This window comes from Streptomyces sp. NPDC002884, assembly GCF_040295245.1.
Lineage (GTDB): Bacteria > Actinomycetota > Actinomycetes > Streptomycetales > Streptomycetaceae > Streptomyces.
On sequence record NZ_JBEOVB010000009.1, the window covers coordinates 194,255 to 216,597 of the forward strand.

Annotated in this window: 22 protein-coding genes; 13 read left to right on the plus strand and 9 right to left on the minus strand. The window is 72.0% G+C overall.

Annotated features, from left to right (window positions below; all coding sequences use genetic code 11):
• The first annotated feature begins 27 nt into the window (after nucleotides 1-27).
• The gene (locus ABT070_RS20890) at nucleotides 28-1,425 is read left to right on the plus strand and encodes a GntT/GntP/DsdX family permease (RefSeq protein WP_351762645.1); all 1,398 of its coding nucleotides are present in this window, start codon (nucleotides 28-30) and stop codon (nucleotides 1,423-1,425) included.
• Between the two features lie 14 nt (nucleotides 1,426-1,439).
• On the opposite strand, the gene ABT070_RS20895 is transcribed toward ABT070_RS20890, so the two are convergent.
• From ABT070_RS20895 to ABT070_RS20905, 3 genes are all read right to left on the minus strand, one after another.
• On the minus strand, nucleotides 1,440-2,063 hold the full coding sequence (locus tag ABT070_RS20895) for a cytochrome b/b6 domain-containing protein (RefSeq protein WP_351762648.1): 624 nt from the start codon (nucleotides 2,061-2,063) through the stop codon (nucleotides 1,440-1,442).
• The gene (locus tag ABT070_RS20900; RefSeq protein WP_351762651.1) at nucleotides 2,047-2,817 is read right to left on the minus strand and encodes a molybdopterin-dependent oxidoreductase; all 771 of its coding nucleotides are present in this window, start codon (nucleotides 2,815-2,817) and stop codon (nucleotides 2,047-2,049) included. Before ABT070_RS20900 ends, ABT070_RS20895 begins: the two co-directional genes overlap by 17 nt.
• A gap of 101 nt (nucleotides 2,818-2,918) precedes the next feature.
• Nucleotides 2,919-3,896: a hypothetical protein gene (locus tag ABT070_RS20905; RefSeq protein WP_351762654.1), complete on the minus strand. Its 978-nt coding sequence runs from the start codon at nucleotides 3,894-3,896 to the stop codon at nucleotides 2,919-2,921.
• 403 nt (nucleotides 3,897-4,299) lie between these two features.
• Here ABT070_RS20905 and ABT070_RS20910 point away from each other — a divergent pair, with 403 nt between their 5' ends.
• The 4 genes from ABT070_RS20910 (at nucleotide 4,300) to ABT070_RS20925 (ending at nucleotide 6,629) form a co-directional block, all read left to right on the plus strand.
• On the plus strand, nucleotides 4,300-5,193 hold the full coding sequence (locus ABT070_RS20910) for a DMT family transporter (protein WP_351762657.1): 894 nt from the start codon (nucleotides 4,300-4,302) through the stop codon (nucleotides 5,191-5,193).
• Between the two features lie 98 nt (nucleotides 5,194-5,291).
• The gene (locus ABT070_RS20915; protein ID WP_351762659.1) at nucleotides 5,292-5,807 is read left to right on the plus strand and encodes an NUDIX hydrolase; all 516 of its coding nucleotides are present in this window, start codon (nucleotides 5,292-5,294) and stop codon (nucleotides 5,805-5,807) included.
• 106 nt (nucleotides 5,808-5,913) lie between these two features.
• Nucleotides 5,914-6,306 (plus strand): YidH family protein, encoded by a 393-nt coding sequence (locus ABT070_RS20920; RefSeq protein WP_351762662.1) that lies wholly within the window; start codon nucleotides 5,914-5,916, stop codon nucleotides 6,304-6,306.
• The gene (locus ABT070_RS20925) at nucleotides 6,303-6,629 is read left to right on the plus strand and encodes a DUF202 domain-containing protein (protein WP_351762664.1); all 327 of its coding nucleotides are present in this window, start codon (nucleotides 6,303-6,305) and stop codon (nucleotides 6,627-6,629) included. The genes ABT070_RS20920 and ABT070_RS20925 overlap by 4 nt, the downstream gene beginning before the upstream one ends.
• A 25-nt stretch (nucleotides 6,630-6,654) precedes the next feature.
• Here ABT070_RS20925 and ABT070_RS20930 read toward each other — a convergent pair whose 3' ends face one another.
• Nucleotides 6,655-7,614, minus strand: a complete 960-nt coding sequence (locus ABT070_RS20930; RefSeq protein ID WP_351762667.1) for an NADP-dependent oxidoreductase — start codon at nucleotides 7,612-7,614, stop codon at nucleotides 6,655-6,657.
• A 113-nt stretch (nucleotides 7,615-7,727) separates the two neighbouring features.
• On the opposite strand from ABT070_RS20930, the gene ABT070_RS20935 reads away from it, so the two are divergent.
• From ABT070_RS20935 to ABT070_RS20945, 3 genes are all read left to right on the plus strand, one after another.
• Complete coding sequence (locus ABT070_RS20935; RefSeq protein WP_351762669.1) at nucleotides 7,728-8,024, plus strand: hypothetical protein; 297 nt, start codon at nucleotides 7,728-7,730, stop codon at nucleotides 8,022-8,024.
• 185 nt (nucleotides 8,025-8,209) lie between these two features.
• A complete protein-coding gene (locus ABT070_RS20940; protein ID WP_351762671.1) occupies nucleotides 8,210-9,232 on the plus strand; it encodes a phosphotransferase family protein in 1,023 nt (340 codons plus the stop codon).
• A 5-nt stretch (nucleotides 9,233-9,237) separates the two neighbouring features.
• Nucleotides 9,238-10,452 carry an acyl-CoA dehydrogenase family protein gene (locus tag ABT070_RS20945; protein WP_351762674.1) on the plus strand — a complete coding sequence of 405 codons (1,215 nt, stop codon included), beginning with the start codon at nucleotides 9,238-9,240 and terminating at the stop codon, nucleotides 10,450-10,452.
• 54 nt (nucleotides 10,453-10,506) lie between these two features.
• Here the strand turns inward: ABT070_RS20945 and ABT070_RS20950 are convergent, their stop codons facing one another.
• The 3 genes from ABT070_RS20950 to ABT070_RS20960 all read right to left on the minus strand — a co-directional run bounded on the left by ABT070_RS20950 (nucleotide 10,507) and on the right by ABT070_RS20960 (nucleotide 13,643).
• Nucleotides 10,507-11,100 carry a TetR/AcrR family transcriptional regulator gene (locus tag ABT070_RS20950; protein ID WP_020128252.1) on the minus strand — a complete coding sequence of 198 codons (594 nt, stop codon included), beginning with the start codon at nucleotides 11,098-11,100 and terminating at the stop codon, nucleotides 10,507-10,509.
• Between the two features lie 108 nt (nucleotides 11,101-11,208).
• Entirely contained in the window at nucleotides 11,209-12,882 is a 1,674-nt protein-coding gene (locus ABT070_RS20955; protein ID WP_351762676.1) for a class I adenylate-forming enzyme family protein, read from the minus strand.
• Nucleotides 12,879-13,643 carry an SDR family oxidoreductase gene (locus ABT070_RS20960; protein WP_351762679.1) on the minus strand — a complete coding sequence of 255 codons (765 nt, stop codon included), beginning with the start codon at nucleotides 13,641-13,643 and terminating at the stop codon, nucleotides 12,879-12,881. The genes ABT070_RS20955 and ABT070_RS20960 overlap by 4 nt, the downstream gene beginning before the upstream one ends.
• A gap of 222 nt (nucleotides 13,644-13,865) precedes the next feature.
• On the opposite strand from ABT070_RS20960, the gene ABT070_RS20965 reads away from it, so the two are divergent.
• Nucleotides 13,866-15,146, plus strand: a complete 1,281-nt coding sequence (locus ABT070_RS20965) for a serine-threonine protein kinase (protein ID WP_351762682.1) — start codon at nucleotides 13,866-13,868, stop codon at nucleotides 15,144-15,146.
• Between the two features lie 89 nt (nucleotides 15,147-15,235).
• Here the strand turns inward: ABT070_RS20965 and ABT070_RS20970 are convergent, their stop codons facing one another.
• Complete coding sequence (locus ABT070_RS20970) at nucleotides 15,236-18,022, minus strand: penicillin acylase family protein (protein WP_351762685.1); 2,787 nt, start codon at nucleotides 18,020-18,022, stop codon at nucleotides 15,236-15,238.
• A gap of 210 nt (nucleotides 18,023-18,232) precedes the next feature.
• On the opposite strand from ABT070_RS20970, the gene ABT070_RS20975 reads away from it, so the two are divergent.
• From ABT070_RS20975 to ABT070_RS20985, 3 genes are all read left to right on the plus strand, one after another.
• Nucleotides 18,233-18,835: a hypothetical protein gene (locus tag ABT070_RS20975; protein WP_351762688.1), complete on the plus strand. Its 603-nt coding sequence runs from the start codon at nucleotides 18,233-18,235 to the stop codon at nucleotides 18,833-18,835.
• Between the two features lie 166 nt (nucleotides 18,836-19,001).
• On the plus strand, nucleotides 19,002-19,712 hold the full coding sequence (locus ABT070_RS20980) for a 3-keto-5-aminohexanoate cleavage protein (RefSeq protein WP_351762691.1): 711 nt from the start codon (nucleotides 19,002-19,004) through the stop codon (nucleotides 19,710-19,712).
• 124 nt (nucleotides 19,713-19,836) lie between these two features.
• Nucleotides 19,837-20,904: an RNA ligase (ATP) gene (locus tag ABT070_RS20985; RefSeq protein WP_351762694.1), complete on the plus strand. Its 1,068-nt coding sequence runs from the start codon at nucleotides 19,837-19,839 to the stop codon at nucleotides 20,902-20,904.
• Nucleotides 20,905-21,185: 281 nt separating this feature from the next.
• Here ABT070_RS20985 and soxR read toward each other — a convergent pair whose 3' ends face one another.
• Entirely contained in the window at nucleotides 21,186-21,746 is a 561-nt protein-coding gene (gene soxR / locus ABT070_RS20990) for a redox-sensitive transcriptional activator SoxR (protein ID WP_351762697.1), read from the minus strand.
• Nucleotides 21,747-21,876: 130 nt separating this feature from the next.
• Between soxR and ABT070_RS20995 the strand changes: the two genes are divergently transcribed.
• On the plus strand, nucleotides 21,877-22,338 hold the full coding sequence (locus ABT070_RS20995) for a MaoC family dehydratase (protein ID WP_351762700.1): 462 nt from the start codon (nucleotides 21,877-21,879) through the stop codon (nucleotides 22,336-22,338).
• Nucleotides 22,339-22,343 lie beyond the last annotated feature (5 nt).

Below are 22,343 nucleotides of genomic sequence, written 5' to 3' on the forward strand. Positions count from 1 at the left end.
TCCCCATATCTGCAAAGGGAATCACCCGTGACCAGACTCAGTGTCGAGATGCTGGCAGCGGACACCGTCGAGCCGATCACCTCGGCCGGCCACGCGCAGCTGGGCATCGCCGTCCTGGCGGGCATCGCCGTGATCGTCCTGCTCATCACTCAGTTCAAGCTCCACGCCTTCCTCGCGCTGACCATCGGCTCGCTCGCGCTCGGCGCGTTCGCCGGGGCGCCGCTCGACAAGGCCATCGCCTCGTTCACCACCGGACTCGGCGCCACCGTCGCCGGGGTGGGCGTGCTGATCGCGCTGGGCGCGATCCTCGGCAAGATGCTCGCGGACTCCGGCGGCGCCGACCAGATCGTGGACACGATCCTCGCCAGGGCGGGCGGCCGCTCGATGCCGTGGGCGATGGTGCTGATCGCCTCCGTCATCGGTCTGCCGCTGTTCTTCGAGGTCGGCGTGGTGCTGCTGATCCCCGTCGTGCTGATGGTCGCCAAGCGGGGCAACTACTCGCTCATGCGGATCGGCATCCCAGCGCTGGCCGGTCTGTCGGTCATGCACGGTCTCGTCCCCCCGCATCCCGGTCCGCTGGTCGCGATCGACGCGGTCGGCGCCAACCTGGGCGTCACCCTGGCGCTCGGCGTGCTCATCGCCGTGCCGACGGTCGTCGTCGCGGGTCCGCTGTTCTCGCGGGTCGCCGCCCGCTGGGTCGACGTCCCCGCCCCCGACCGCATGATTCCCCAGCGGCCCTCCGAGGACCTGGAGAAGCGGCCCGGCTTCGGCGCCACGCTCGCCACCATCCTGCTGCCCGTCGTGCTCATGCTGTCCAAGGCGCTGGTCGACATCGTGGTGGACGACCCCGAGCACACCGTGCAGCGTGTCTTCGACGTCGTCGGCTCGCCGCTGATAGCGCTGCTCACCGCCGTGCTCGTCGGCATCTTCACCCTGCTGAGGCCCGCCGGGTTCGCCAAGGACCGGATCTCGGGGCTGGTCGAGAAGGGCCTCGCGCCCATCGCGGGCATCCTGCTGATCGTCGGCGCGGGCGGCGGCTTCAAGCAGACGCTGATCGACTGCGGCGTGGGCCAGATGGTCCTGGACATCTCCAAGGACTGGTCGATCCCGGCGCTGCTGCTGGCCTGGCTGATCGCGGTGACCATCCGGCTGGCGACCGGTTCGGCGACCGTGGCGACGATCTCGGCGGCCGGCCTGGTCGCGCCGCTCGCGGCCGACATGTCGACCACGCACACCGCCCTGCTGGTCCTGGCCATCGGCGCCGGCTCGCTGTTCTTCAGCCATGTCAACGACGCCGGGTTCTGGCTGGTGAAGGAGTACTTCGGGCTCACCGTCGGCCAGAACATCAAGACCTGGTCGGTCATGGAGACCATCATCTCCGTGGTCGCCGGCGGTCTGGTCCTGCTCCTCTCACTGGTCGTCTAGCGGAGGGGGCTCGCCTAAGGACGCCACAGGCGGTGTTCCCGGTGGGCCCATTCCCGGCTCACGGAGCCCGTGCGCATCCCGCGCCGGGCCTCCGGGTCGCCCAGGGCCATGCCGATGTGGCCGGCCAGGACCACGCCGATGGTGAGGGCGAGCCAGTCGTGGACGAAGGTCGCGCTGGTGCGCCACATGATCGGGGTGAGGTGGGTGAACCACATGAGCAGGCCGGTGCCGAGCATCACGAGGCTCGCCCCGGCGATCCAGGCCGCGTAGACCTTCTGTCCGGCGTTGAACTTGGCCGCCGGACGCGACTGCCGCCGCTTGTCCCGGCGCAGGGCGGCGCCCAGCCAGCGGCGGTCGTGCGGGCCGAAGCGGTTGAGGTGCCGCAGGTCGGCGCGGAACGCGCGGGAGGCGAGGCCCGCGAGGACCGGGACGGGCAGGGCCAGGCCCGCCCACTCGTGGACGCGGACCACCAGCTCGCGGCGGCCGACGAGCTGGGCGAACTCGGGGATGTACAGCACGGCCGCCGTCACCACGCACACGCCCATCAGCAGGGCCGTGGTGCGGTGCACCCACCGTTCGGCGCGGGTGAAGCGGGGGATCTCCGTGGTCGCCGGCGGCGCCTCAGCTCGTAGGCTCATCGTCCCGTCCGTTCGAGCGGCCGACCCAGGCGTCGACGTCGTAGCCACGCTCCTCCCAGTAGCCGGGCTTCACCTTCTCGGTGACGGTGATGCCGGAGAGCCACTTGGCGGACTTGTAGAAGTACATGGGCGCCACATAGAGGCGGACGGGTCCGCCGTGGTCGTGGCCGAGGTCCTTGTCCTGCATGCGCAGCGCGACCAGGACGTCGGCGCGGCGGGCCTGGGCGAGGGTGAGGCTCTCGGTGTAGGCGCCGTCGAAGCAGGTGAAGCGGACGGCGCCCGCCTCGGCGCGGACTCCGGCCGCGTCGAGCAGGGTGGACAGCCGGACGCCCTCGAAGGGTGTGCCCGGCACCCGCCAGCCGGTGACGCACTGGACGTCCTTGACCATCCGGGTCTGGGGCAGGGCCCTGAGGTCGGCCAGCGTGTAGCCGGCGGGCCGGTCCACGAGACCGTCCACGGTGAGGCGGTAGTCCGTGGCGCTCCTGTGCGGGACCGAGGAGGTCACCGAGTAGTAGCGGAAGCCGCCGCCGTTGGGCAGCAGACCCGTGAGGCCGGTGGGGTCCTTGTCGGCGGCGCTGCCGAGGAACGCCTCCATACCGCGCTGGAGCGGGGGCGCCGCGACGACTCCCAGCGCGCCCAGGGCGAGCGTGCCGAGGAAGACCCGCCGGCCGACGGGCGCGCCGCGTTCCGCGGGTGCTGCGTGCGGACCGGACGCCTGGGGTGCCTCGGCCGGCTCGGGTGGTTCGGGGTTCACCCTTCCATTCGAGCACCCGGAGGGCCGCCGGGGCCAGGGATCCCGGGCGGACGTCAGATTTACGTCATCACTTCTCACCCGGCTCTCAGACCGAGCGCGTCCTACCCGGTTCCCGGACCGAGCGCGTCCCACCCCGTTCCCAGACCGAGCGCGGCGGCTCGGGCCGCGTGGAAGGCCGTTCCCGGGTCACGGTCCGGGTAGGACCAGGGCTCCGGGGTGGCGTGCCGGCCGATGCGGTGGAAGAGGGCGGCGGCCTCGGCGCCCCGGCCCTCCAGGACCTTGGCGTGGGCGAGGAAGTTCAGGTCGATCAGGTGGCGGGGGTGGTCGTCGTGCTCCCACTCCAGCCACCAGTCGAAGGCGGCCTTCATCACGCCCCGGGTCCGGCCGTCCCGCCAGTGCCCGGAGGCGGCGGGGTCGGCGGGCGCGAAGCCGTGGGCGGCCAGGACGCGGTAGCGCTCGGCGTGCGCGACGACCGGGAGGATCGCCAGCGGGGAGTCGGCGGGCGCCTGTTCGGCGGCCCAGGCGGCGAAGTCGTAGACCTCGTGCAGCGGGTCCGGGCCACCGTCCGCGCGACGCTCGGCGAGCCGGGCGACCATGAGGTGGTGCGCGTGGTGGTGGTCGCGGTGCCGGGCCCGGACCTCCTCGAAGATCCGCACGGCCGCCGCCCCGCCGTCCCGTTCCAGCTGGAGCAGGCCGAGCCAGGGGGTGGGGTCGGCGGGTGCGAGCGCGGCGGCCGAACGGCACGCCGCCCGGGCGAGCGCCGCGTCCTCCTCGCCGCGCAGGGCCCGGCCGACCCGGGCCAGGGCGAGCAGCACGGCGGCGTCGGCGCTGCCGGGTTCGGCGAGCAGCCACTCGTGGGCCCGGGCGGCCGCGCAGGGTTCGAGGGCGAGGACCGTCGTCCGGTGTGCGCGCCGGTCCCAGTCGGCGCCGGTCCTGGCCAGCAGGGCTCGGACGGGCTGCCGGCGGCCCTGGGCCAGCGCGGCGCGGGCGAGGCCGAGATCGGTGTCGTCCAGGGCCGGGTCGGGGGTCCGGGGGACGCGGTCGTGATCACGGCCGGGAGGGGGCGGGGATAAGGGCACCGCGGGACTTCCTCATCTCCCTCGGCGGCGGCTCTGACATCGGCCTGCGATCGACCGATCACGCACAGCCAATCCCTAGGGAACAGTCACCGTCAAGGGTCGGGAGGAGACGACGGACGACGGCCGCTGTCCGGTGACGGAATTCCGGTGGCGGAGCGCCGCTGGTGGGACCCCCTGCCACCGGGTGCCGCGGCGACCGGTGTGGCGTACGCCATGGCGCGGCCCGGCCGGAGCCCACACCATGGCCGTAGGGCCGCCCCGCAACCCCCGGTCCTGTTCCCGGGTGCCGCGGCCGGGTCAACCGCCCGGTTCCGGGTACTCGAGGCGCCGAGGGCGCTGGGACGCTACAGTCGGCCACTACGCATCCCGTCCGTGGTCCGACCGGATGATCGAGGTAGGCAGCGTGTCGGTTCTGGTTCTGGTTCTCGCCGTGAGTGCCGCCTGCTGCCTGGGCTTCGGGTTCGTACTCCAGCAGAACGCGGCCCAGCGGGCGCCGCTCGGTGACTTCCTCTCGCCCCGGCTGCTGCTCGACCTGATGAAGGTGCCCCGCTGGCTGGGTGGCATCGGTCTCATGGTGGCGGGCATGGCACTGGGTGCGGTCGCGCTCGGACAGGGCGAGATCTCCCTGGTGGAGCCGCTCCTCGCGACGAATCTGCTGTTCGCCCTCGCGCTCTCCCGGCACCAGACGAAGCAGTCGCTGGGCCGCCAGGGCTGGGCGGGCCTGGTCCTGCTCGCCGGCGGGGTGACCACCTTCATCGTGGCGGGCGAGCCGCGCGGCGGCACCGCGGTCGCGGATCCGGTACGGCACTGGCTGATCATGGGAGTGATGATCGGGCTGGCCCTGCTGCTCACCACCTACGCCAAACGCTCCCGGCTGAGCTCCGGCCCTGTGCTGCTGTCCCTCGCGGCCGGTCTGCTGTACGGCGTCCAGGACGCGCTGACCAGGGTCAGCGGGCAGCGCTTCTCGGCGGGCGGTCTCGGCGAGCTGCTGACCGGCTGGCAGCCGTACGCGGTGCTGGCCCTCGGCGTGACCGGTCTCGTGCTCGTCCAGAGCGCGTTCGAGACGGCGCCCCTGCGGCTGTCGCTGCCCGCGCTGACCGCGGCGCAGCCTCTCGCGGGGATCATCTGCGGGGTGGGCTTCCTCGGCGACCGGTTGCGCACCGACACCGGCGCGCTGGCCTGGGAGGCGGCGGGGCTCGCGGCGATCGTCGCGGGCATCGTGCTCCTCGGACTGCACCCGGCGATGCCGCGCGGCACGGCGCCGCGGGAGCGGGTCCCCGACCTCCAGCCCCAGTAGCCGCCGGCCGGTGACCGGCCGTCGGCACCAATGACCGGCGGCCTGCGGCACCGGTGACCAGCCGTCGGCACGGGTGGCGGGCCTGCTTGGATGGGCCCATGAGCGCTGCTGACGAGATCCTCGACATCGTCGACGAGAACGACCGGGTGGTCGGACAGGCCCCTCGCGGGCACGCATACGCCGAGGGGTTGCGTCACCGCTGCGTCTTCGTCCGGGCCAGGGACGCCGAGGGCCGTGTCTTCGTCCACCGCCGCACCCCGACCAAGCTGGTCTTCCCCTCGCTGTACGACATGTTCGTCGGCGGTGTGGTCGGCGCGGGCGAGGCCTACGACGACGCCGCCCTGCGCGAGGCCGAGGAGGAACTGGGGGTGAGCGGCCTGCCCCGCCCGGAGTTCCTCTTCAAGTTCCTGTACGACGCGGGGGCCGCCGGGAGCTGGTGGTCGGCCGTCTACGAGGTCCGCTGCGATCTGCCGGTGGACCCCCAGGTGGAGGAGGTGGCCTGGCACGGCTTCCTCCCCGAGGAGGAGGTCGAACGGCGGCTTCCCGTCTGGGAGTGGGTGCCGGACGGGCTGGCGGCGTACGAGCGGCTGAAGGCGCACCGGGCGACCGGCTGAGCCGGTCGGACACCACCCTCGCGGACCCACTGACCCACCCTCGCGGACCCACCCTCGCGGGCACCGCGATCCGGGCGGCCGGCGGGCGGCGGGTAGGGTCCAGCGGGTGATCGAGATCGTACGGAACGTCCGGTTGTGGTTCGCTCCCGAGCAGGCCCGGGAGGAGGGCCGCACACCCGACTACCGGTTCTCGCTGGCGAACGAGCGCACGTTCCTGGCCTGGCTGCGCACCTCGCTCGCGCTGATCGGCGGGGGCTTCGCGGTGGACCAGTTCCTGCCGGATCTGCGCTGGGGCTGGCGGGTCGGGCTGGCGCTGGCGCTGCTGGCCGCGGGCGTGCTGTGCTCCCTGCGCGCGGTCAACCACTGGATGCGCTGCGAACGGGCGATGCGCCGGGGCGAGGACCTGCCGGCGTCCCGCTTCCCGGCGCTGCTGGGCGTGCTGATCGCGGTGGTGGCCCTGGCGATGGCCGTCGTGGTGCTGTTCGGGTGGGAGGGATGAGCGAAGAGGCCCGGCCGGCGCGCGACCCCGGTCTTCAGCCCGAGCGGACCCGGCTCGCCTGGCGGCGTACGACGCTGGCGAGCACGGTGGCCGCCGTGCTCGCCGTGAAGGCGGCGCTGCACGGCGGGGTGTCGGTGTCCGGGATCGTCGCCTGCGCGCTGTACGGCGGCCTGTGGCTGGCGTTCCTGCTGCTCGCCCACCACCGGATCCACGCCCTCTCGGCCGCGACGAGCCCGGCGGCCCTCGCCCCGCGGCACGCCACGGCGGCGGTCCTGTGCGCGGTGGCGACGGCGGTGTGCGCCGCCGCGCTGGTGGTGGTCTAGGACCTCGTCCGCGACCTCGCAGGACTCACTGTTCCCCGTTCTCCGGGGCCTCGTCCGCCCAGTCCACCGTCACCACGATCTTGCCCCGGGTGCGGCCCTGCTCGTTCAGCCGGTAGGCGTCCGCCGCGCGCTCCAGCGGGAACGTGTCGGAGACGTGCACGGACACCACACCCTGTTCGGCCAGTTCCGACAACCGGGTGAGGTCGTCGGCGTTCGGCCGGACCCAGAAGTACCGGCCGCCGTAGCCCACGACGTCCCCGTCGGCGATCGACGCCAGGCGTCCCTCCGGGGCCAGCAGGTTGGCGGAGACCTTCAGCGTGTCGCCGCCGACCGTGTCGAAGGCCGCGTCCACGCCCTCGGGGGCCAGCCCGCGGACCCGTTCGGCGAGCCCCTCGCCGTAGGTCACGGGCTCGCCGCCCAGCGAGCGTACGAAGTCGTGGTTGGCCTCGCTCGCCGTGCCGATCACCCGGGCGCCCAGATGGCGGGCGAGCTGCACGGCGACCGAGCCGACGCCGCCCGCGGCCGCGTGGACGAGGACGGTCTCGCCGCGCTTCACCCGGAGGGCCTCGGTGAGCACCTGGTAGGCGGTGAGCCCGGTCAGCGGCAGGCCCGCGGCCTCCTCCCAGGTGAGGTTGCGCGGCTTGCGGGCGAGGGTGCGCACCGGAGCGCCGACGTACTCGGCGAAGGTGCCGCGGGAGAGGAAGTCCTCGCGGACGTAGCCGATGACCTCGTCGCCGACCGCGTACTCCGCGACGGACACCCCGAGCTGCACGACGACCCCGGAGACGTCCCACCCGGGGATCACCGGGAAGACGGCGTCGAGCATCGGGTCCAGATAGCCCTCGCGGGCCTTCCAGTCGACGGGGTTCACGGCCGCCGCCCGGACCTTCACCAGCACCGAGTCGGGACCGATCTTGGGCTCGGGGACGTCCCCGTACGCGAGCGTCTCGGGGCCGCCGTAGCGTGAGTAGCTGATGGCCTTCATGGGTCCGACCCTCCGGGGTACCCGGACGCCACGCAAGCCGAATGACCCGATATGCGGAGTTCGCGTGGCAGCGTGTCCGACGTCATCACCCCGCAGCTTCGAAGGTGAGCAGCATGACCACCCTCCATCTCGAGCACTCCGCCCACACCCACACGCACGGCCCGGACTGCGGGCACACCGAGGTGCGGCACGGCGACCACCTCGACTACGTCCACGACGGGCATCTGCACCGCGAGCACGGCGGCCACTGGGACGAGTGCGAGCCGGGCGGGCACGTGGCCCACGACGGGCACGAGCACCGGCACGGCGAGGACTGCGGGCACGCGCACGTGCGGCACGGCGACCACCTGGACTATCTGCACGACGGGCACCGGCACGCCGAGCACGACGGCCACTGGGACGATCACTGAGCGGTCCCCGGGAGCACGGCCCAGGCGGCCGAGAACCGCTCTTCGACGGCTCCCCGGGCACTGCCCGGGGAGCCGTCGTCCTATCGTGGCCCCGATCACGTTGGGCGTGACCACTGGACGGCATACCGACCGGTCGGCATCATGGTGCGCATGCTGATTTCCCGTCCCGTCCGCAGGAGCTGCGCATGAGCCCCGACCATCCGCCCGGACTCGACCTCGACCGGCTGCGCGCCCTGCTGGAGCGCGAGCGTCCCGGTCTGGTCGACGGCCCCCTCACCGGCCGGCTGATCGAGGGCGGACGGTCGAACCTCACCTACGCGGTCTCCGACGGCGCCGCGAAGTGGGTCGTGCGGCGCCCTCCGCTCGGGCACGTCCTGGCCACCGCGCACGACATGCGGCGCGAACACCGGGTGATCAGCGCCCTGCACCCGACGAGCGTGCCGGTGCCGCGCCCGGTGCTGCTGTGCGAGGACGAGGAAGTGCTCGGAGCGCCCTTCTACGTCATGGAGTTCGTCGAGGGCACCCCCTACCGCACCGCCCACGAGCTCGCCCCGCTCGGCGAACGGCGCACCAGGGACGCGGTCCTCTCGCTGGCGGACACGCTGGTGGAGCTGCACGCGGTGGACCCCGCCTCGGTGGGCCTCGCCGACTTCGGCCGGCCCGAGGGCTTCCTCGACCGGCAGCTGCGCCGCTGGGGCAAGCAGCTGGACGCCTCCCGCAGCCGCGAGCTGCCCGGGATCGACGAGCTGCACGCGGCGCTCGGCCGCGGGCTGCCGCACTCCCCCGCCCCGGCGGTCGTGCACGGCGACTACCGGCTCGACAACGTCCTGATCGGGCCCGACGACACCATCCGGGCGATCCTCGACTGGGAGATGTCGACGCTCGGCGATCCGCTGACCGACCTGGGGCTGCTGGTGATGTACAGCGTGCCGCTGGAACTCCCGAACTCGCCCATCTCCACGACCGCCTCGGCTCCCGGGCACCCGTCGCCCGCCGAGCTGATCGAGCGGTACGCGAACCGCTCGGGGCGAGACGTGTCGGCGGTCTCCTGGTACACGGCGTTCGCCTGGTTCAAGCTCGCCGTGATCCTGGAGGGCATCCACTACCGGTACACGCTGGGCCAGACGGTCGGGCGCGGCTTCGACCGCATCGGGGAGCTCGTCCCCGTCTTCATCGAGCACGGACTGACCACTCTCCAGGAAGGCTGACCGGCATGGACTTCGCGTTCGACGCACGCACCGAGGAGCTCCGCGCCAGGCTGCTCGCCTTCATGGACGAGTACGTGTACCCGGCCGAGCCCGTCGCCGAGGAGCAGCGCGCGCTGCTCGCCTCGCCGTGGGACACCCCGGCCGTGGTCGAGGAGCTGAAGGAGCGGGCCCGCAGCCAGGGCCTGTGGAACCTGTTCCTCCCCGACGCCGAGCACGGCGCCGGTCTGACCAACCTGCAGTACGCGCCGCTGGCCGAGATCACCGGGCGTTCCCCGCAACTGGCGCCGACGGCCCTGAACTGCGCCGCCCCGGACACCGGGAACATGGAGGTGCTCGCCCAGTTCGGTGACGAGCGGCAGCAGAAGCAGTGGCTGGAGCCGCTGCTGGCCGGGGAGATCCGCTCGGCGTTCGCGATGACCGAACCAGAGGTGGCCTCCTCCGACGCCACCAACATCACCACCCTCATCGAGCGGGACGGCGACGAGTACGTCGTCACCGGGCGCAAGTGGTACATCTCCGGGGCGATGAACCCGGACTGCAAGATCTTCATCGTGATGGGCAAGACGGACCCGGACGGCGCCGACATCCGCCGTCAGCAGTCCATGGTGCTGGTGCCGCGCGACACGCCCGGCGTCACCGTCAGGCGCGCCATGAAGGTGTTCGGCTACGAGGACCACTCCCACGGCGGCCACGCCGAGGTGGTCTTCGACCGGGCGCGGGTGCCGGTGACGAACCTGATCGGCGAGGAGGGCGGCGGCTTCGCCATCGCCCAGGCCCGGCTCGGCCCCGGCCGCATCCACCACTGCATGCGGCTGATCGGCATGGCGGAGCGGGCGATCGAGCTGATGTGCCGGCGGGCGGTCTCCCGTGACGCCTTCGGCAAGGCGCTGGCCCAGCAGGGCGTGGTCCACAACTGGATCGCGGACGCGCGCGTGACGGTCGAGCAGCTGCGGCTGCTGGTCCTCAAGACCGCGTGGATGATGGACACGGTCGGCAACCGGGGCGCCCACACCGAGATCCAGGCCATCAAGATCGCGACGCCCCGCGCGGTCGTCGACATCCTCGACCGGGCGATCCAGCTGCACGGCGCGGGCGGCGTCAGCCAGGACTTCCCGCTGGCCGAGCTGTACGCCGGGGCGCGCACCCTGATGATCGCCGACGGGCCCGACGAGGTGCACCAGCGGTCACTGGCACGGCGCGAGCTGAAGAAGTACCTCTAGGTCCACGCGGTGAGGGGCGGTCGCCGTGGCGACCGCCCCTCACCCGTCGGCTGTTCAGGGACGCAGGGCCCGCAGCAGAAGGTCCGCCAGATGGTCGGCGACCTCCTGCGGCCCCATCGAACCGTCCGGGCGGTACCAGGTCGACAGGTGGTGGACCGAGCCGAAGTGGTAGTCCACGACCAGGTCGGCCGGGGTCGCCGTGGAGAAGACACCGGCCTCCTGGCCCTCCTCGACGAGGGCGCGGAAGCGTTCGTGGTAGCGCCGGCGCTCGGCCCGCACCTGCTTGTTCTTCTCGGGGCTCAGGTGGTGCATCGAACGGAAAAAGATCGACGCGTCGTCGAGGTTCTCGATCGTCGTGACGACGACGTCCGCCGCCGCGCCCCGCAGCCGCTTCTCGATCGGCTCGTCGGCGTTGGCGAAGGCGTCCAGACGCTCCTGCTGAACGCGCAGCACGCGCGCGTACACCTCGTGCAGCAGGTCGTCCTTGGAGCCGAAGTAGTGGTACAGCGCACCCTTGGTGACGCCGGCCGCCTCGACGATCTCCTGCACCGAGGTGCGGTCGTAGCCCTGCTCGGCGAAGAGCCGGGTGGCGGCGGCAAGGAGCCGTTGCGGGACAGGAGCCTCTGCACCGTCCGTCGTCCTGGGCACTGCCGCCACCTGCCTTCCTCGATGCCTTATCGGCGAGCCTTACCGGCTGTCGTACTGCTGACTTGCTGCTGTCGTACCGCTGTCGTACCGCTGACCTGCTGCTGATTGTTACCGAGTGTCCTGTGGGCGGGCACGCAGCTCCCGACGGAGGATCTTGCCACTCGCCGTCTTGGGCAGGTCGGGCAGGATCTCCACCTGACGCGGATACTTGTACGCCGCCAGCCTGTCCTTGCAGTAGGCCGCGAGCGTATCGGCATCCGCGTCGGCGCCGGGACGCAGGCTGATGTAGGCCTTGACGGTCTCGCCGCGATAGCCGTCCGGCACCCCGACGACGGCCGCCTCGCGCACCGCCGGATGCGTGTACAGCACGTCCTCGACCTCGCGCGGCCACACCTTGAAGCCGGACGCGTTGATCATGTCCTTCTTGCGGTCGACGACGTACAGCCAGCCCTGTTCGTCCATGAACCCGATGTCGCCGGTGCGCAGCTCTCCGCCGGGGAAGGTCTCGGCGGTGGCCTCGGGCAGGCGCCAGTACCCGGGGACCACCTGCGGACCCCGTACGACGATCTCGCCCTGCTCGCCGAACGGCACCTCCGCGCCCCGCTCGTCGACGATGCGCACGACCGTGTCGGGTCCGGGCACGCCGACGGCGAGGGTCCCGGAGGCCGGGTCGACCGGCGCCTCGAGCTGGGGCGGCACGGAGGCGCAGGGCGCCGTGCACTCGGTGAGTCCGTAGCCGTTGCGGATGTAGGGCCCGAAGCCCGCCCGGAACTTCTCCACCAGGGCGGGCGGCACCGGCGCGCCGCCGGAGGAGATGTTCACGAAGGACGCGAAGTGGTCCCGGGTGACGTCGGGGTGGGCGGCCAGCGCCATGAAGGCGGTGGACGGTCCCACCGTGTAGTGCGGCTTGTGCTCGGCGAACGCCTCCAGCACGACGCCCGCCTCGAAGCGGTACGTCAGGACCAGGGTCCCCGCGCTGTTCAGACAGGCGCCGAGCTGGCAGACCATGCCGGTGATGTGGAACAGCGGCGCGAGCGCGTAGTAGACGGGCGCCTCGGGCAGCCGCAGCCCGGTGCGCTGCCGCTCGGCGTTGACCATGATGTTGCGGTGGGTGTTGGTGGCGCCCTTGGGAGCGCCGCTCGTGCCCGAGGTGTAGCTGATCAGGGCGATGTCGGCGGGGGCGGCCTCGCGGCCCTCGGGGGCCTTGTGGCCGGCGCGGGCGACGGTGGTGAGGTCGTCGGCGTCCGGCGCCTGCGGGAGCCGTTCGAAGGCCAGCACGCGCGCGTCGCCCCGGGTCTGGAAGTCCAGCTCGCAGCCGGTGAGCACGATCCGCACCGGCGAGTCGGCGGCCGTCTCCCGCAGGTACGACTCCCAGGCCCGGTCGGAGCAGATCAGCGCGGCCACCTCGCCGTCCCGCAGGACGTGGGCGACCTCGCCCGACTTGTACATCGGGTTGACCGGGACGACGGTCGCGCCCGCCTTCCAGGCGCCGAGCAGGGCGATGACGAAGAGCGGGGAGTTCTGCAGCAGCACGGCGACCCGGTCGCCGGGCTCCAGGCCGCGGGCGGCGAGGTGACCGGCCACGGAGTCGCTGAGCTCGTCCAGCTCGCGGTAGCCGAGCCGCCCGTCGAAGTAGGCGAGGCAGGTGCGGTCGGGCGCCTCGGCGACGGACCTGCGGAACGCGTGCACGAGGGAGTCGGCGGGGTCGATCGGGGCCCGCTGGGCCTCGTCGAGGAGGGCCACCCAGGGCTTGTCCGCGTAACGGGAGGCGGGCGCGGTCATCCGGCGGTCTCCCACTTCTGCTGGAGGTGGTTCATGTTGGTCAGCCAGCGGTCGGGGTCACCGGCCCGTACCTGGTAGTACCCGGCGACCTCGGGGTGCGGCAGGATCAGGAAACGGTCCTCCGCGATGCCCTTGAACAGGGCGTCCGCCACGTCCTGGGGCTCGATCGCGGTCGGCTTGAGCACCAGGTCGCCCGCGCTGCCGGTGGCGTCCAGCATGTCGGTGCGCACGCCCTGGGGACAGATCGCGTGGACCTTGACCCCCCGGTGGCGGTAGGTCAGCGACAGCCACTCGGCGAAGGCGTAGGCGCCGTGCTTGGTCACGCTGTACGGGGCGGCGCCGATCATCGTGAGCAGCCCGGCGGCGGACACGGTCGAGACGAACCGGCCCCGGCCGCGCTCCAGCCAGTCCGGGAGCAGCGCGTGGGCCGCGCGGACATGGGCCATGACGTTGACGTCCCAGGCCAGTGCCCAGACGGCCTCCTCGGCCGACTCCGAGCCGCCCGAGGCGACCCCGGCGTTGGCGCAGTACACGTCGACAGTGCCGCCGAGCGCCTCCCGGGCCCGGCCGACGATCTCGGAAGCGTCGCCGGGGACCGCGATCCCGCCGATCTCCTCGGCGACGGCGTGCGCCCGGTCCGCGTCCAGGTCGTTGACGACGACCCGGGCTCCCTCGGCGGCGAAGCGGCGGGCCAGCGCGGCCCCGATACCGCCTCCCGCTCCGGTCACGACCACTCCGGCATCCTGCACGGCTTCCACCATCGGTCTCCTTCGACGCGACTGCGGCACGAATCGGCTCTACCGTCAGACTAACCAGTCGGTATGTTGCGGCGGAAGGGGTGCCCGGAATCGGCTCGGACCTGTTCCGGCGGACGGGACGGGATTGCCTCTTGTACGGATGAGCCGTGACGTATGGCCAATTGCCCCCGTTCGCAGGACGATGCGTGCACTTGGCGCACCGCTTCGGGGGACGAGGGGGCTGTCATGGCGGAACCGGCGATGAGTGTGACTCCCTACTGGGAGCTGACCTTCGACGCCGACGGGGACGTCGACGGCGGGCGGCGGGACCGGCTGCTGGCCGGGGTGAAGCGCGGCGGTGTCCGCGATCTGATCGTCTTCTCGCACGGCTGGAACAGCGACCGCTCCGGCGCGACCAGGCTCTACAGCCGCTTCTTCGCCCCGATCCCGGCGCTCGCCCCGGCGGCGCGCATCGGCTACGTGGGCGTGGTGTGGCCGTCGATGCGGTTCTCGGACGAGCCCATCCCCGACCTCCCGCGCTCCGCGGCGGCCGCGGAGACCAGGCCCCCGGCCCTGGACGGCGACACCCGGCACGCGCTGCTCGAGACCTTCCCCGGCCGGGCCACGGTGGTCGACCGGATCTCCCGGCTGCTGGAGCAGCGGCCGCCCGAGGAGGCCGAGCTGGAGGAGTTCGGCCGGCTGGTGCGGCTGCTGGTGGACGTGGTCCCGCCGGGACCGCAGGCTCTGTTCGGGGCGGACACGCTGGCGGAGGGTGTGCCGCAGGACGAGCCGGAGATGTTCGCCTGCCCGACGGCGGTGGCCTGCGAGGAGTTCGCGCGGGCCCTGTCCGGCCTCGATTCCGCACCGGGGGCCGGGGAGTTCGCGCTGCCCAACCCCTGGGACGGGGCACACGAGCTGCTGCGGCAGGCGACGTACTACGCGATGAAGCGGCGCGCCGGGACGGTCGGCGAGCGTGGACTCGGGCCGTTCGTCGGGCGGTTGGCGTCGGTGGCGCCGGCCGTCAGGGTGCATCTGGTGGGGCACAGCTTCGGCGGGCGGCTGGTGTCGTTCGCGCTGCGGGGGCTGCCGGACGGGGTGCGCACGGTGAAGTCGGTGACGCTGCTCCAAGGGGCCTTCTCGCACTACGCGTTCGCCCCGCGTGGGGTGCTCCAGGGCCAGCAGAACCGGATCGACGGCCCCCTGGTGTGCTGTTACTCGCGGTTCGACCAGGCGCTGAGCACGATGTACCCGCTCGCCTCGCGGATGGCGGGCGACGCCCAGGGGCTCGTCGGGGAGGCACTGGGCGCCAAGTGGGGCGCCATGGGACACGACGGGGTGCAGGCCGTGCCGGGCACGCACGCGCGCGTGCTCGCCGACGCGCTGTCCGGGCCGCTGCCGAAGTCGGGGTGCGTGAACGTCGACGCGGCGGCGGTGGTCCGGCGCGGCGGGGCGCCGGCCGGGGCGCACAGCGACATCGTGCACCCCGAGCTGGCGCGGCTGGTGCTGGCGGCGGGCCGCATCCGCTAGGACACGACCCGCCGCCGCAGGGACCACCGGCGTGGTGACCACCGGTGTGACGTGACTATCCGTGTGACGTGACTACCGATGGGACGTGACTACCTGTGTGACGTGAACTCCACCACCTGCTGGAAGGTGGGCCGGTTCTGCCAGCTGATGTTGCCGTGCTTGATGCCGCCCAGGGTGCGCTGGACGATCGAGTCGGCGCACCACTGGTTGCCCGCCGCGCACAGGGTGTCGCCCGGGTAGACCTGGGCCGCGGTCTTGCCGGCCGCCGTCTTCAGGGTGCTGATGAGGACGTCCCGGCAACTGCTGACGGTGCCGCTGCCGCAGTACTTCTGGGGCAGCGCGCCCTGCACCGACTCGCCGAGCACGGCCCGGATGTCCTTGTCGACATAGCTCCACCAGCCGTACTGGAAGGAGCTTCCGGCGTGCGCCCCGGTCGGACCGTGGGCGGCCGACGGGGCCTCGTCGATCGGCAGGTTGGCGGTGAACGCCGTGTACAGGCCGGCGCCGAGACCGGGTTCGAACTCGGCCTTCACCAGCAGCGGCCACCAGGCGTCCAGGATGCGGATCGCGTCGGCGTCGGCGTACGTCTTGGAACCGGCCGTCGTCTCCGTGCGCCTGCCCCCCGCCGTCAGCCAGGCCTGGAGCTTGGTCACCGCGGCCGCGGCCGTGGAGTCGGTGACCGTGGAGCTGTTGATCACCTTCAGCAGGTCGGGCAGGACGTTTTCGGCGCGCAGGTCGGCGAGCGCCGCCTCCCCCATCGCCTTGGTCAGGGACGCGCGCGTGACGCCGCCGGCGGCGACCAGTTTCTTCACCCGGTCCTCCAGCAGGTTGCCGCGGTGCACGGAACCGTCGCCCCAGGAGGCCGTCGAGTAGTCCTTGGCCTGCTTGTTGTTCCAGGAGATGTAGTAGTCCTGGTCGATGGAGTTGGGATGCGCCGAGGCCGGCGTGTACGCGGCCGTGTTGGTGGCCGGGACCCAGTCCTTCCACTCGTACGCCGACTGCGCCCACACCGGGAACTCGGCGTCGACGCCGCTCGCCCGCACCGGATTGTCGCCGCTGTTGTAGTACGCGGTGTGCGTGGAGTCGGCGTAGAACCAGTTGAAGGTGTAGTTGATGTGCTGCACCGCGCTCTGGAAGGTCTGCGGGCTCTTGACGTAGTCCGGGTCGTTCAGCATCTGGAAGCCGATGATCGAGTCGGCCTCGTGCATGAAGGACGAGCGCAAGGTCGTGTAGGCGACCTTCTTTCCGCCCACGGTCGCCCGGTACTCCACGGGACCGTACTTGGTGCGGTACACGCGCATCGTGTACGAACCGGCGGCCGTCCCGTCGGCGGTGGTGGGCTTCCAGACGTTCTTCTGCTCCACCACGTCCATGGCCGTGCAGGTGCCGTGGTAGAGGTAGTGGAAGTCGTCCTGGCAGAGTTCGACCGCGTAGGTGTCGATGATGTCCTGGCCGGAGGTCGTGGCGCTCCACGCGTAGTCCTGGCCGCGGCCGAGCTCGACGTACATGCTCAGCCCCGCGAAGGAGGCGCCGCGGGCGCTGATGCCCGGGCCCTGGATCTCCTGGAGCATGAGCAGCTGCGGGGCGAAGTAGCCGGTCTGCGGGCCGAAGACGGCGATCGGGTGGCCGCTCGCGGTGGCCTGGCCGCTGACGACGAGGGCGTTGGACATACCGCGCCTGGCCGAGCTGAGGGCGGTCGCGGTCGCCGTGGCGGAGGTGGCGGTCGCCGTGGCGTCGCCCCCGGTGCCCGTGGCGTCGTAGATCAGCGGCTCCGAGGCCACCGAGCCGGTGTCGGGCAGCGCCGCGCCCTGCGGGCTCGCGGGCTTGGTGGCGTACGGGAAGCTCTGGCCGTTGTGGACGGTGAGCACGGCCTCGGGGTCGTTGCGCTCACGGAACGCCTCCCAGACCTGGGTGCCCTGCTCCACGCCGTACTTCTCCTGCGCGGCGAGCAGGGAGACCGCGTTGTTGACCTCGCCGCCGCCGCCCGAGCCGAAGAGCGCGCCGATGACCGAGGCCAGCGCCACCAGGTCGGTGATCTTGAAGTGGTCGATGGTGCCCGCGTTGGTGATTGAGTCCTTGTGGCCGGTCAGGACGTATTCACCGGGGAAGTAGCGGCCGCTGTCGGAGGCGTCGATGTAGGCGTTGATGCCGGCCAGGTAGGCGTTGGCGTCGGCGAGGGCCTGCTGACCGCGGGTGCCGTTGTTGGCTACGGCGTTGTCGATCTGGGCCTGGAGGTCTGCCTCGGTGTACGGAGCGTTGCGCCAGAACTGCTGTTCAAGACCCTGGTTGGAGGGGTCGCCACCCGCGAAGGTGGTGAGCTGGCCTCGGCCGACGTGCCGGAACACGTCCATGAGCCACAGCCGGTCCTGGGCCGCCGCATACCCGGCGCCGAACTCGGTGCCGTATCTGGTGGTACCGGTGATGTGCGGTACGCCCGTCTTCTTGTCGCGGACGATCGTCACGTCGGTGCGGCCCGCGGGACTCAGGGTGGAGGCGACTTGATCGGAGGCGACACCGAACGACGCGTCGTTGAAGAACGTGTTGATCGTGGCGTTGGTGAGGGTGGGGTAGCCCTTGGCCAGGTTGGCGTAGGGACCGAGCTGGTCCTCGGCATGCTCGGGCTGGGTGCCGAAGGCCTGGTTGAGGAGGATCTGGGCGAGGGTGGCGTTGCCGTTCTCGCCGGGCGGCAGGATGTCGGAACACTGGCCGCCGCAGTAGTCGTTCGCCGCTGTGACCTCGGCGGCTGCCGCCATTTGGGAAAGCGGCGACAAAAGACCGGCGATCAGCGCGCATACGGAGGCTGTCTTCAGGAACCCGGGGAATCTGCCGGGAGTTCTCAGTCTGTCGAGAGTGAAGCGGGGGGTTCGCCGTGGCATCGGCTGCTCCTAGCGACGGGGGGGTCGGCGGAAGGTTACCGCCGGTATCCCCGGGATTGAAGATGAACATGCGTCAAGTTTTCGGCAGGGGGAGGTCCTCGGAAATCGGATGGAGCCGAATCGCATGTCGATACGTCTATTCGACGACGTCCGTACGACGACGCCGAAGTGACCGAAGTGCAGATGCAGATGTGACGGAGGTGCAAGGCGATGGCCGGTTTCCGGAGTCTGGCGAGACAGGTGCGGGACCCCCGGTGCGATCTCGCACTGCGGCGGTACTCACTGCGCAAGTGCCTTGAGCGGTTCGCCCCCTACGGACACCGCGCGACCTGGGACCACCTGAGCTCCCGGGCCGGGTTCGGTCCGGAGGACCGCTCCCCCGATCCGGCGCGGCTCGTGGCCGCGTTGGACGAGCTGGAGGAGGCGCGCGCGGTATGGCTGGCCTACGAGGTCGAGTTCGCCGAGCGCCGCAAGAAGGAGAAGCACGACGGACTGCGCAGGCCCGGCAGCGTCGACGACTGGCACCGGCTGACCTGGGGCGGTTTCGGCGTCGCCTGGTGCGACGACCCGCGGCTCCACCCCCGTGAGCCGCTGGCCGACGTGCTGCGCAAGCTGATCGCCGCGCTGGAGCGCGCGCCGGGTTCCGGCTGCCCGGTGTGCGGCGGCGAGCGGCTGCCCTGGAGGTACGACCTGGATCACGAACCGTCGGCCGGGCCGGTCTGCGCGGACTGCGGAATTCTCGTACCGCGCCCCGTGCTCACGCCCGAGGCACTGGCGTACGCCAGGAGCGGACGACTGCTGGTGTCGGCCTGACACCGGCCTGAGCTCTGCCCAAGGTCGGCCCGCGGCCGGCCTGAGAGCACGGCGGGGGTGCGCCGGGGATGCCGCACCCTCGGTCATGCCGGTGCGGCCGGCCGATACCGCCGGCCGACGCCGTCGACCGACGCCCGTTGTCAGTGGCGGGTGTCACCATCGAGCCATGGTGCAGGTCTGTCTCAACGGAGCGCGCGGCGCCGCGGACGGTGCGGTCGTGCCGCTGACGCCCGAGGCGATGGCGGACGCCGCGGCCGAGGCCGTCGCGGCGGGGGCCACGGATGTCCATGTCCATCCCAAGACGCCGTGCGGTCAGGACACGATGTCACCGCGGGTGGTCGCGGCGACCCTCGACGCGATACGGGCACGGGTGGCGGTGCCTGTCGGCGTGACGACAGGCGCCTGGGCGCACCCGGACCCGGCGGCCCGGCTCAGCCGGGTGCGCGACTGGACGGTCCTGCCCGACCACGCCTCCGTCAACTGGCACGAGCCGGGCGCGGAGGAGCTGGCCGCCGCCCTCCTCCACAGAGGTGTGGGCGTGGAGGCCGGCATCTGGTCCGGTACGGACGGGGCGGCGCGGTTCGCCCGCTCGCCCCTCGGCCCGAAGGTGCTGCGGGTGCTCGCGGAGGTGACGGACACCGTCCCGGACACGGCCGAGTCGACCGCGCACGCTCTCCTGGCCGGGCTGGGCGGCGCGTTCGGACGTCCGATCCTGCTGCACGGGGAGGACGGCGGCGCATGGCCGGTGCTGCGGCTGGCGGGGCGACTGGGCCTGCCGACCCGCGTGGGCCTGGAGGACACGCTGAGCCTGCCGGACGGCGAACCAGCTCTGTCCAATGCCCAGTTGGTGGCGGAGGCGCTGGCCGGGCACGGCTGAGCCACCGCGCGAGGAAGAGACGGTACCAGCCGCTAATCGGGTCGCTCCATCCCTTTCCGGCAGGGAGAGTTGGGGGCGATGAAACCCAACTGAGCCACCCTCAGCGGCCTTGAAGGAGCCCCACATGTCGACGCTGCGTGTCACCGCCGAAGTGCTGACCGTCCACGAACACCCCGACGCCGACGCCCTCGAACTGGCCCAGGTCGGCCTCTACCGGGCCGTCGTCGCCAAGGGCGCGTACCGCACCGGCGAGGCCGCTCTGTACATCCCCGAGCAGTCGGTGCTCCCCACCGCCCTGGTCGAGGAGCTGGGGCTGACCGGGCGGCTGGCGGGGAGCAGGTCGGACCGGGTGAAGGCGGTGCGGCTGCGGGGCGAGCTGTCGCAGGGGATCGTGTGCCGGCCCGAGGCGCTGGCGGACGTCGACCTGGCGCTGGCCGCCGTGGAGGGCACCGACTTCGCGGAGCGGCTGGGCATCGTCAAGTGGGTGCCGCCGATCCCGCCGACCATGAGCGGCGACGTCGAGTCGGCGCCGGATCTGCTGCCCTGGGTCGACATCGAGAACATCCAGCGCTACCCCGGCATCTTCGAACCCGGCGAGCCGGTGATCCTGACCGAGAAACTGCACGGCACGGCGTGCCTGCTGACGTATGTCGCGGACGAGGAGCGGGTGTACGTCTCCTCGAAGGGCTTCGGCTCGAAGTCCCTGGCGCTGACGGAGGATCCGAGGAACCTGTACTGGCGGGCCGTGCACGGCCATGACGTCCCCGGGGCCGCGGCCCGTCTCGCCCAGCGGCTGGGCGCGCGCCGGATCGGCGTCTTCGGGGAGGTGTACGGAGCGGGTGTGCAGGACCTGACGTACGGCGCGGACGGCCGACGCGACACCCTCGGATACGCGGTGTTCGACGTGTCCGCGGAGATCGACGGCGTGGTGCGCTGGCTGGACGCGGCGGAGCTGCTGGACGGCGAACTGCCGCTCGTGCCCCGCCTGTTCGAGGGCCCGTACGACAGCGAGCGGGTCCTGGAGATCGCGACCGGCCGCGAGACGGTGTCCGGACGCGGGCTGCATCTGCGCGAGGGCGTGGTCATCCGGCCCGCAGTCGAGCGGTACAGCCCGGTGACGGGGGGACGGGCCATCGCCAAGGCGGTGAGCGGCGCGTATCTGACCCGCAAGGGCGGCACCGAGTACGAGTGAGGAACCGAGCGGGAGAGGGGCCGGCGGCGCGGGCGGCGGCACGCGGGCGGGCGTGCCGGGGCGGCACGCGGGCGGGCGGGGTGTAGCGGGCGTGGCGGTGCAGGGGGGCCTGGGGCTGTAGGGGCGTGGGGCTGCCTGGGGCTGTAGGGGCGTGGGGCTCCGGACACAGCGGGGCGCCCGGGGGGGGCGCCAAGTGTCCGAGGAAGAGCGCCAAGTGGCCCGGGAGCGCCGGGGAGGGGCGCCGAGTGTCCGGGAGCGCCGAGTGCGTCACCGGGCCCGGCTCAGCAGCAGCCGGACGCCTTCTCCTCCTCCCGCTCCTCCCCCGCCGGCTCCTCTCCCGCCCTCCGGGCGGCCGCCCTTTTCTCCCCCGCCTTCTTCTCCCCCGCCCGCTGCTCCACCAACAGCCGTGAGCCGGAGCCCCGTTCGCCGAAAGCGTCGTCCGGGTTGGACAGGACGCAGGTGGCGAGGGACAGGCAGCCGCAGCCGATGCAGTCGGTGAGATGGTCGCGGAGCCGGTTGAGCTGCTTGATGCGTTCGTCCAGCTCCGCGCGCCACGCCGCCGAGAGACGAGCCCAGTCCTCACGGGTCGGGGTGCGCTCCTCGGGGAGCTCTGCGAGGGCCTCACGGATCGTGGCCAGCGGGATGCCGACGCGTTGCGCCGCACGGACGAAGGCGACACGCCGCAGCGTGTCACGGTGGTAGCGGCGCTGGTTGCCCGTCGTGCGACGGCTGCTGATCAGCCCCTTCGTCTCGTAGAAGTGCAGGGCGGAGACGGCGGCACCGCTGCGCGCGGCGAGCTGGCCGACCGTGAGCTCGTGGATCTTCTCGGGAATCTGGGGCACCCCTGGAAGCCTACCCACCGGCTCACCCACGGGTCCGTTGACATCGGCCCGGCACCCGACCATGCTAAGCAGTCGCTTAGACCTATGGCACGGTGACATGGGCAGCTAGTGACGCGAAAGGGCCGCAGACATGGCAGAGCCGAGGATCTTCACATCCGCCGACGACCTGAAGGCGGCGGTGGGCGAGCAGTTGGGCCACACCGACTGGCTGGAGGTCGACCAGAAGCGGATCGACCTCTTCGCGGAAGCCACCGGAGACCACCAGTGGATCCATGTCGACCCCGAGAAGGCCGCCGCCGGCCCCTTCGGCACCACCATCGCGCACGGCTATCTCACGCTCTCCCTGCTGCCGCTCTTCGGCCCGCAGCTGATCAAGGTCGAGAACGTGAAGATGGGCGTCAACTACGGGACGAACAAGGTCCGTTTCCCCGCCCCGGTACCCGTCGGCTCACGGGTGCGCGCCACCGCGACGATCACCGGCGTCGAGGACGTCACCGGCGGCGTCCAGGTGGCCGTCGCCTTCACCGTGGAGCGCGAGGGCGGGGACAAGCCCGTGTGCGTGGCGGAGTCGGTGGCCCGCTACTACCTGTAGGCGAC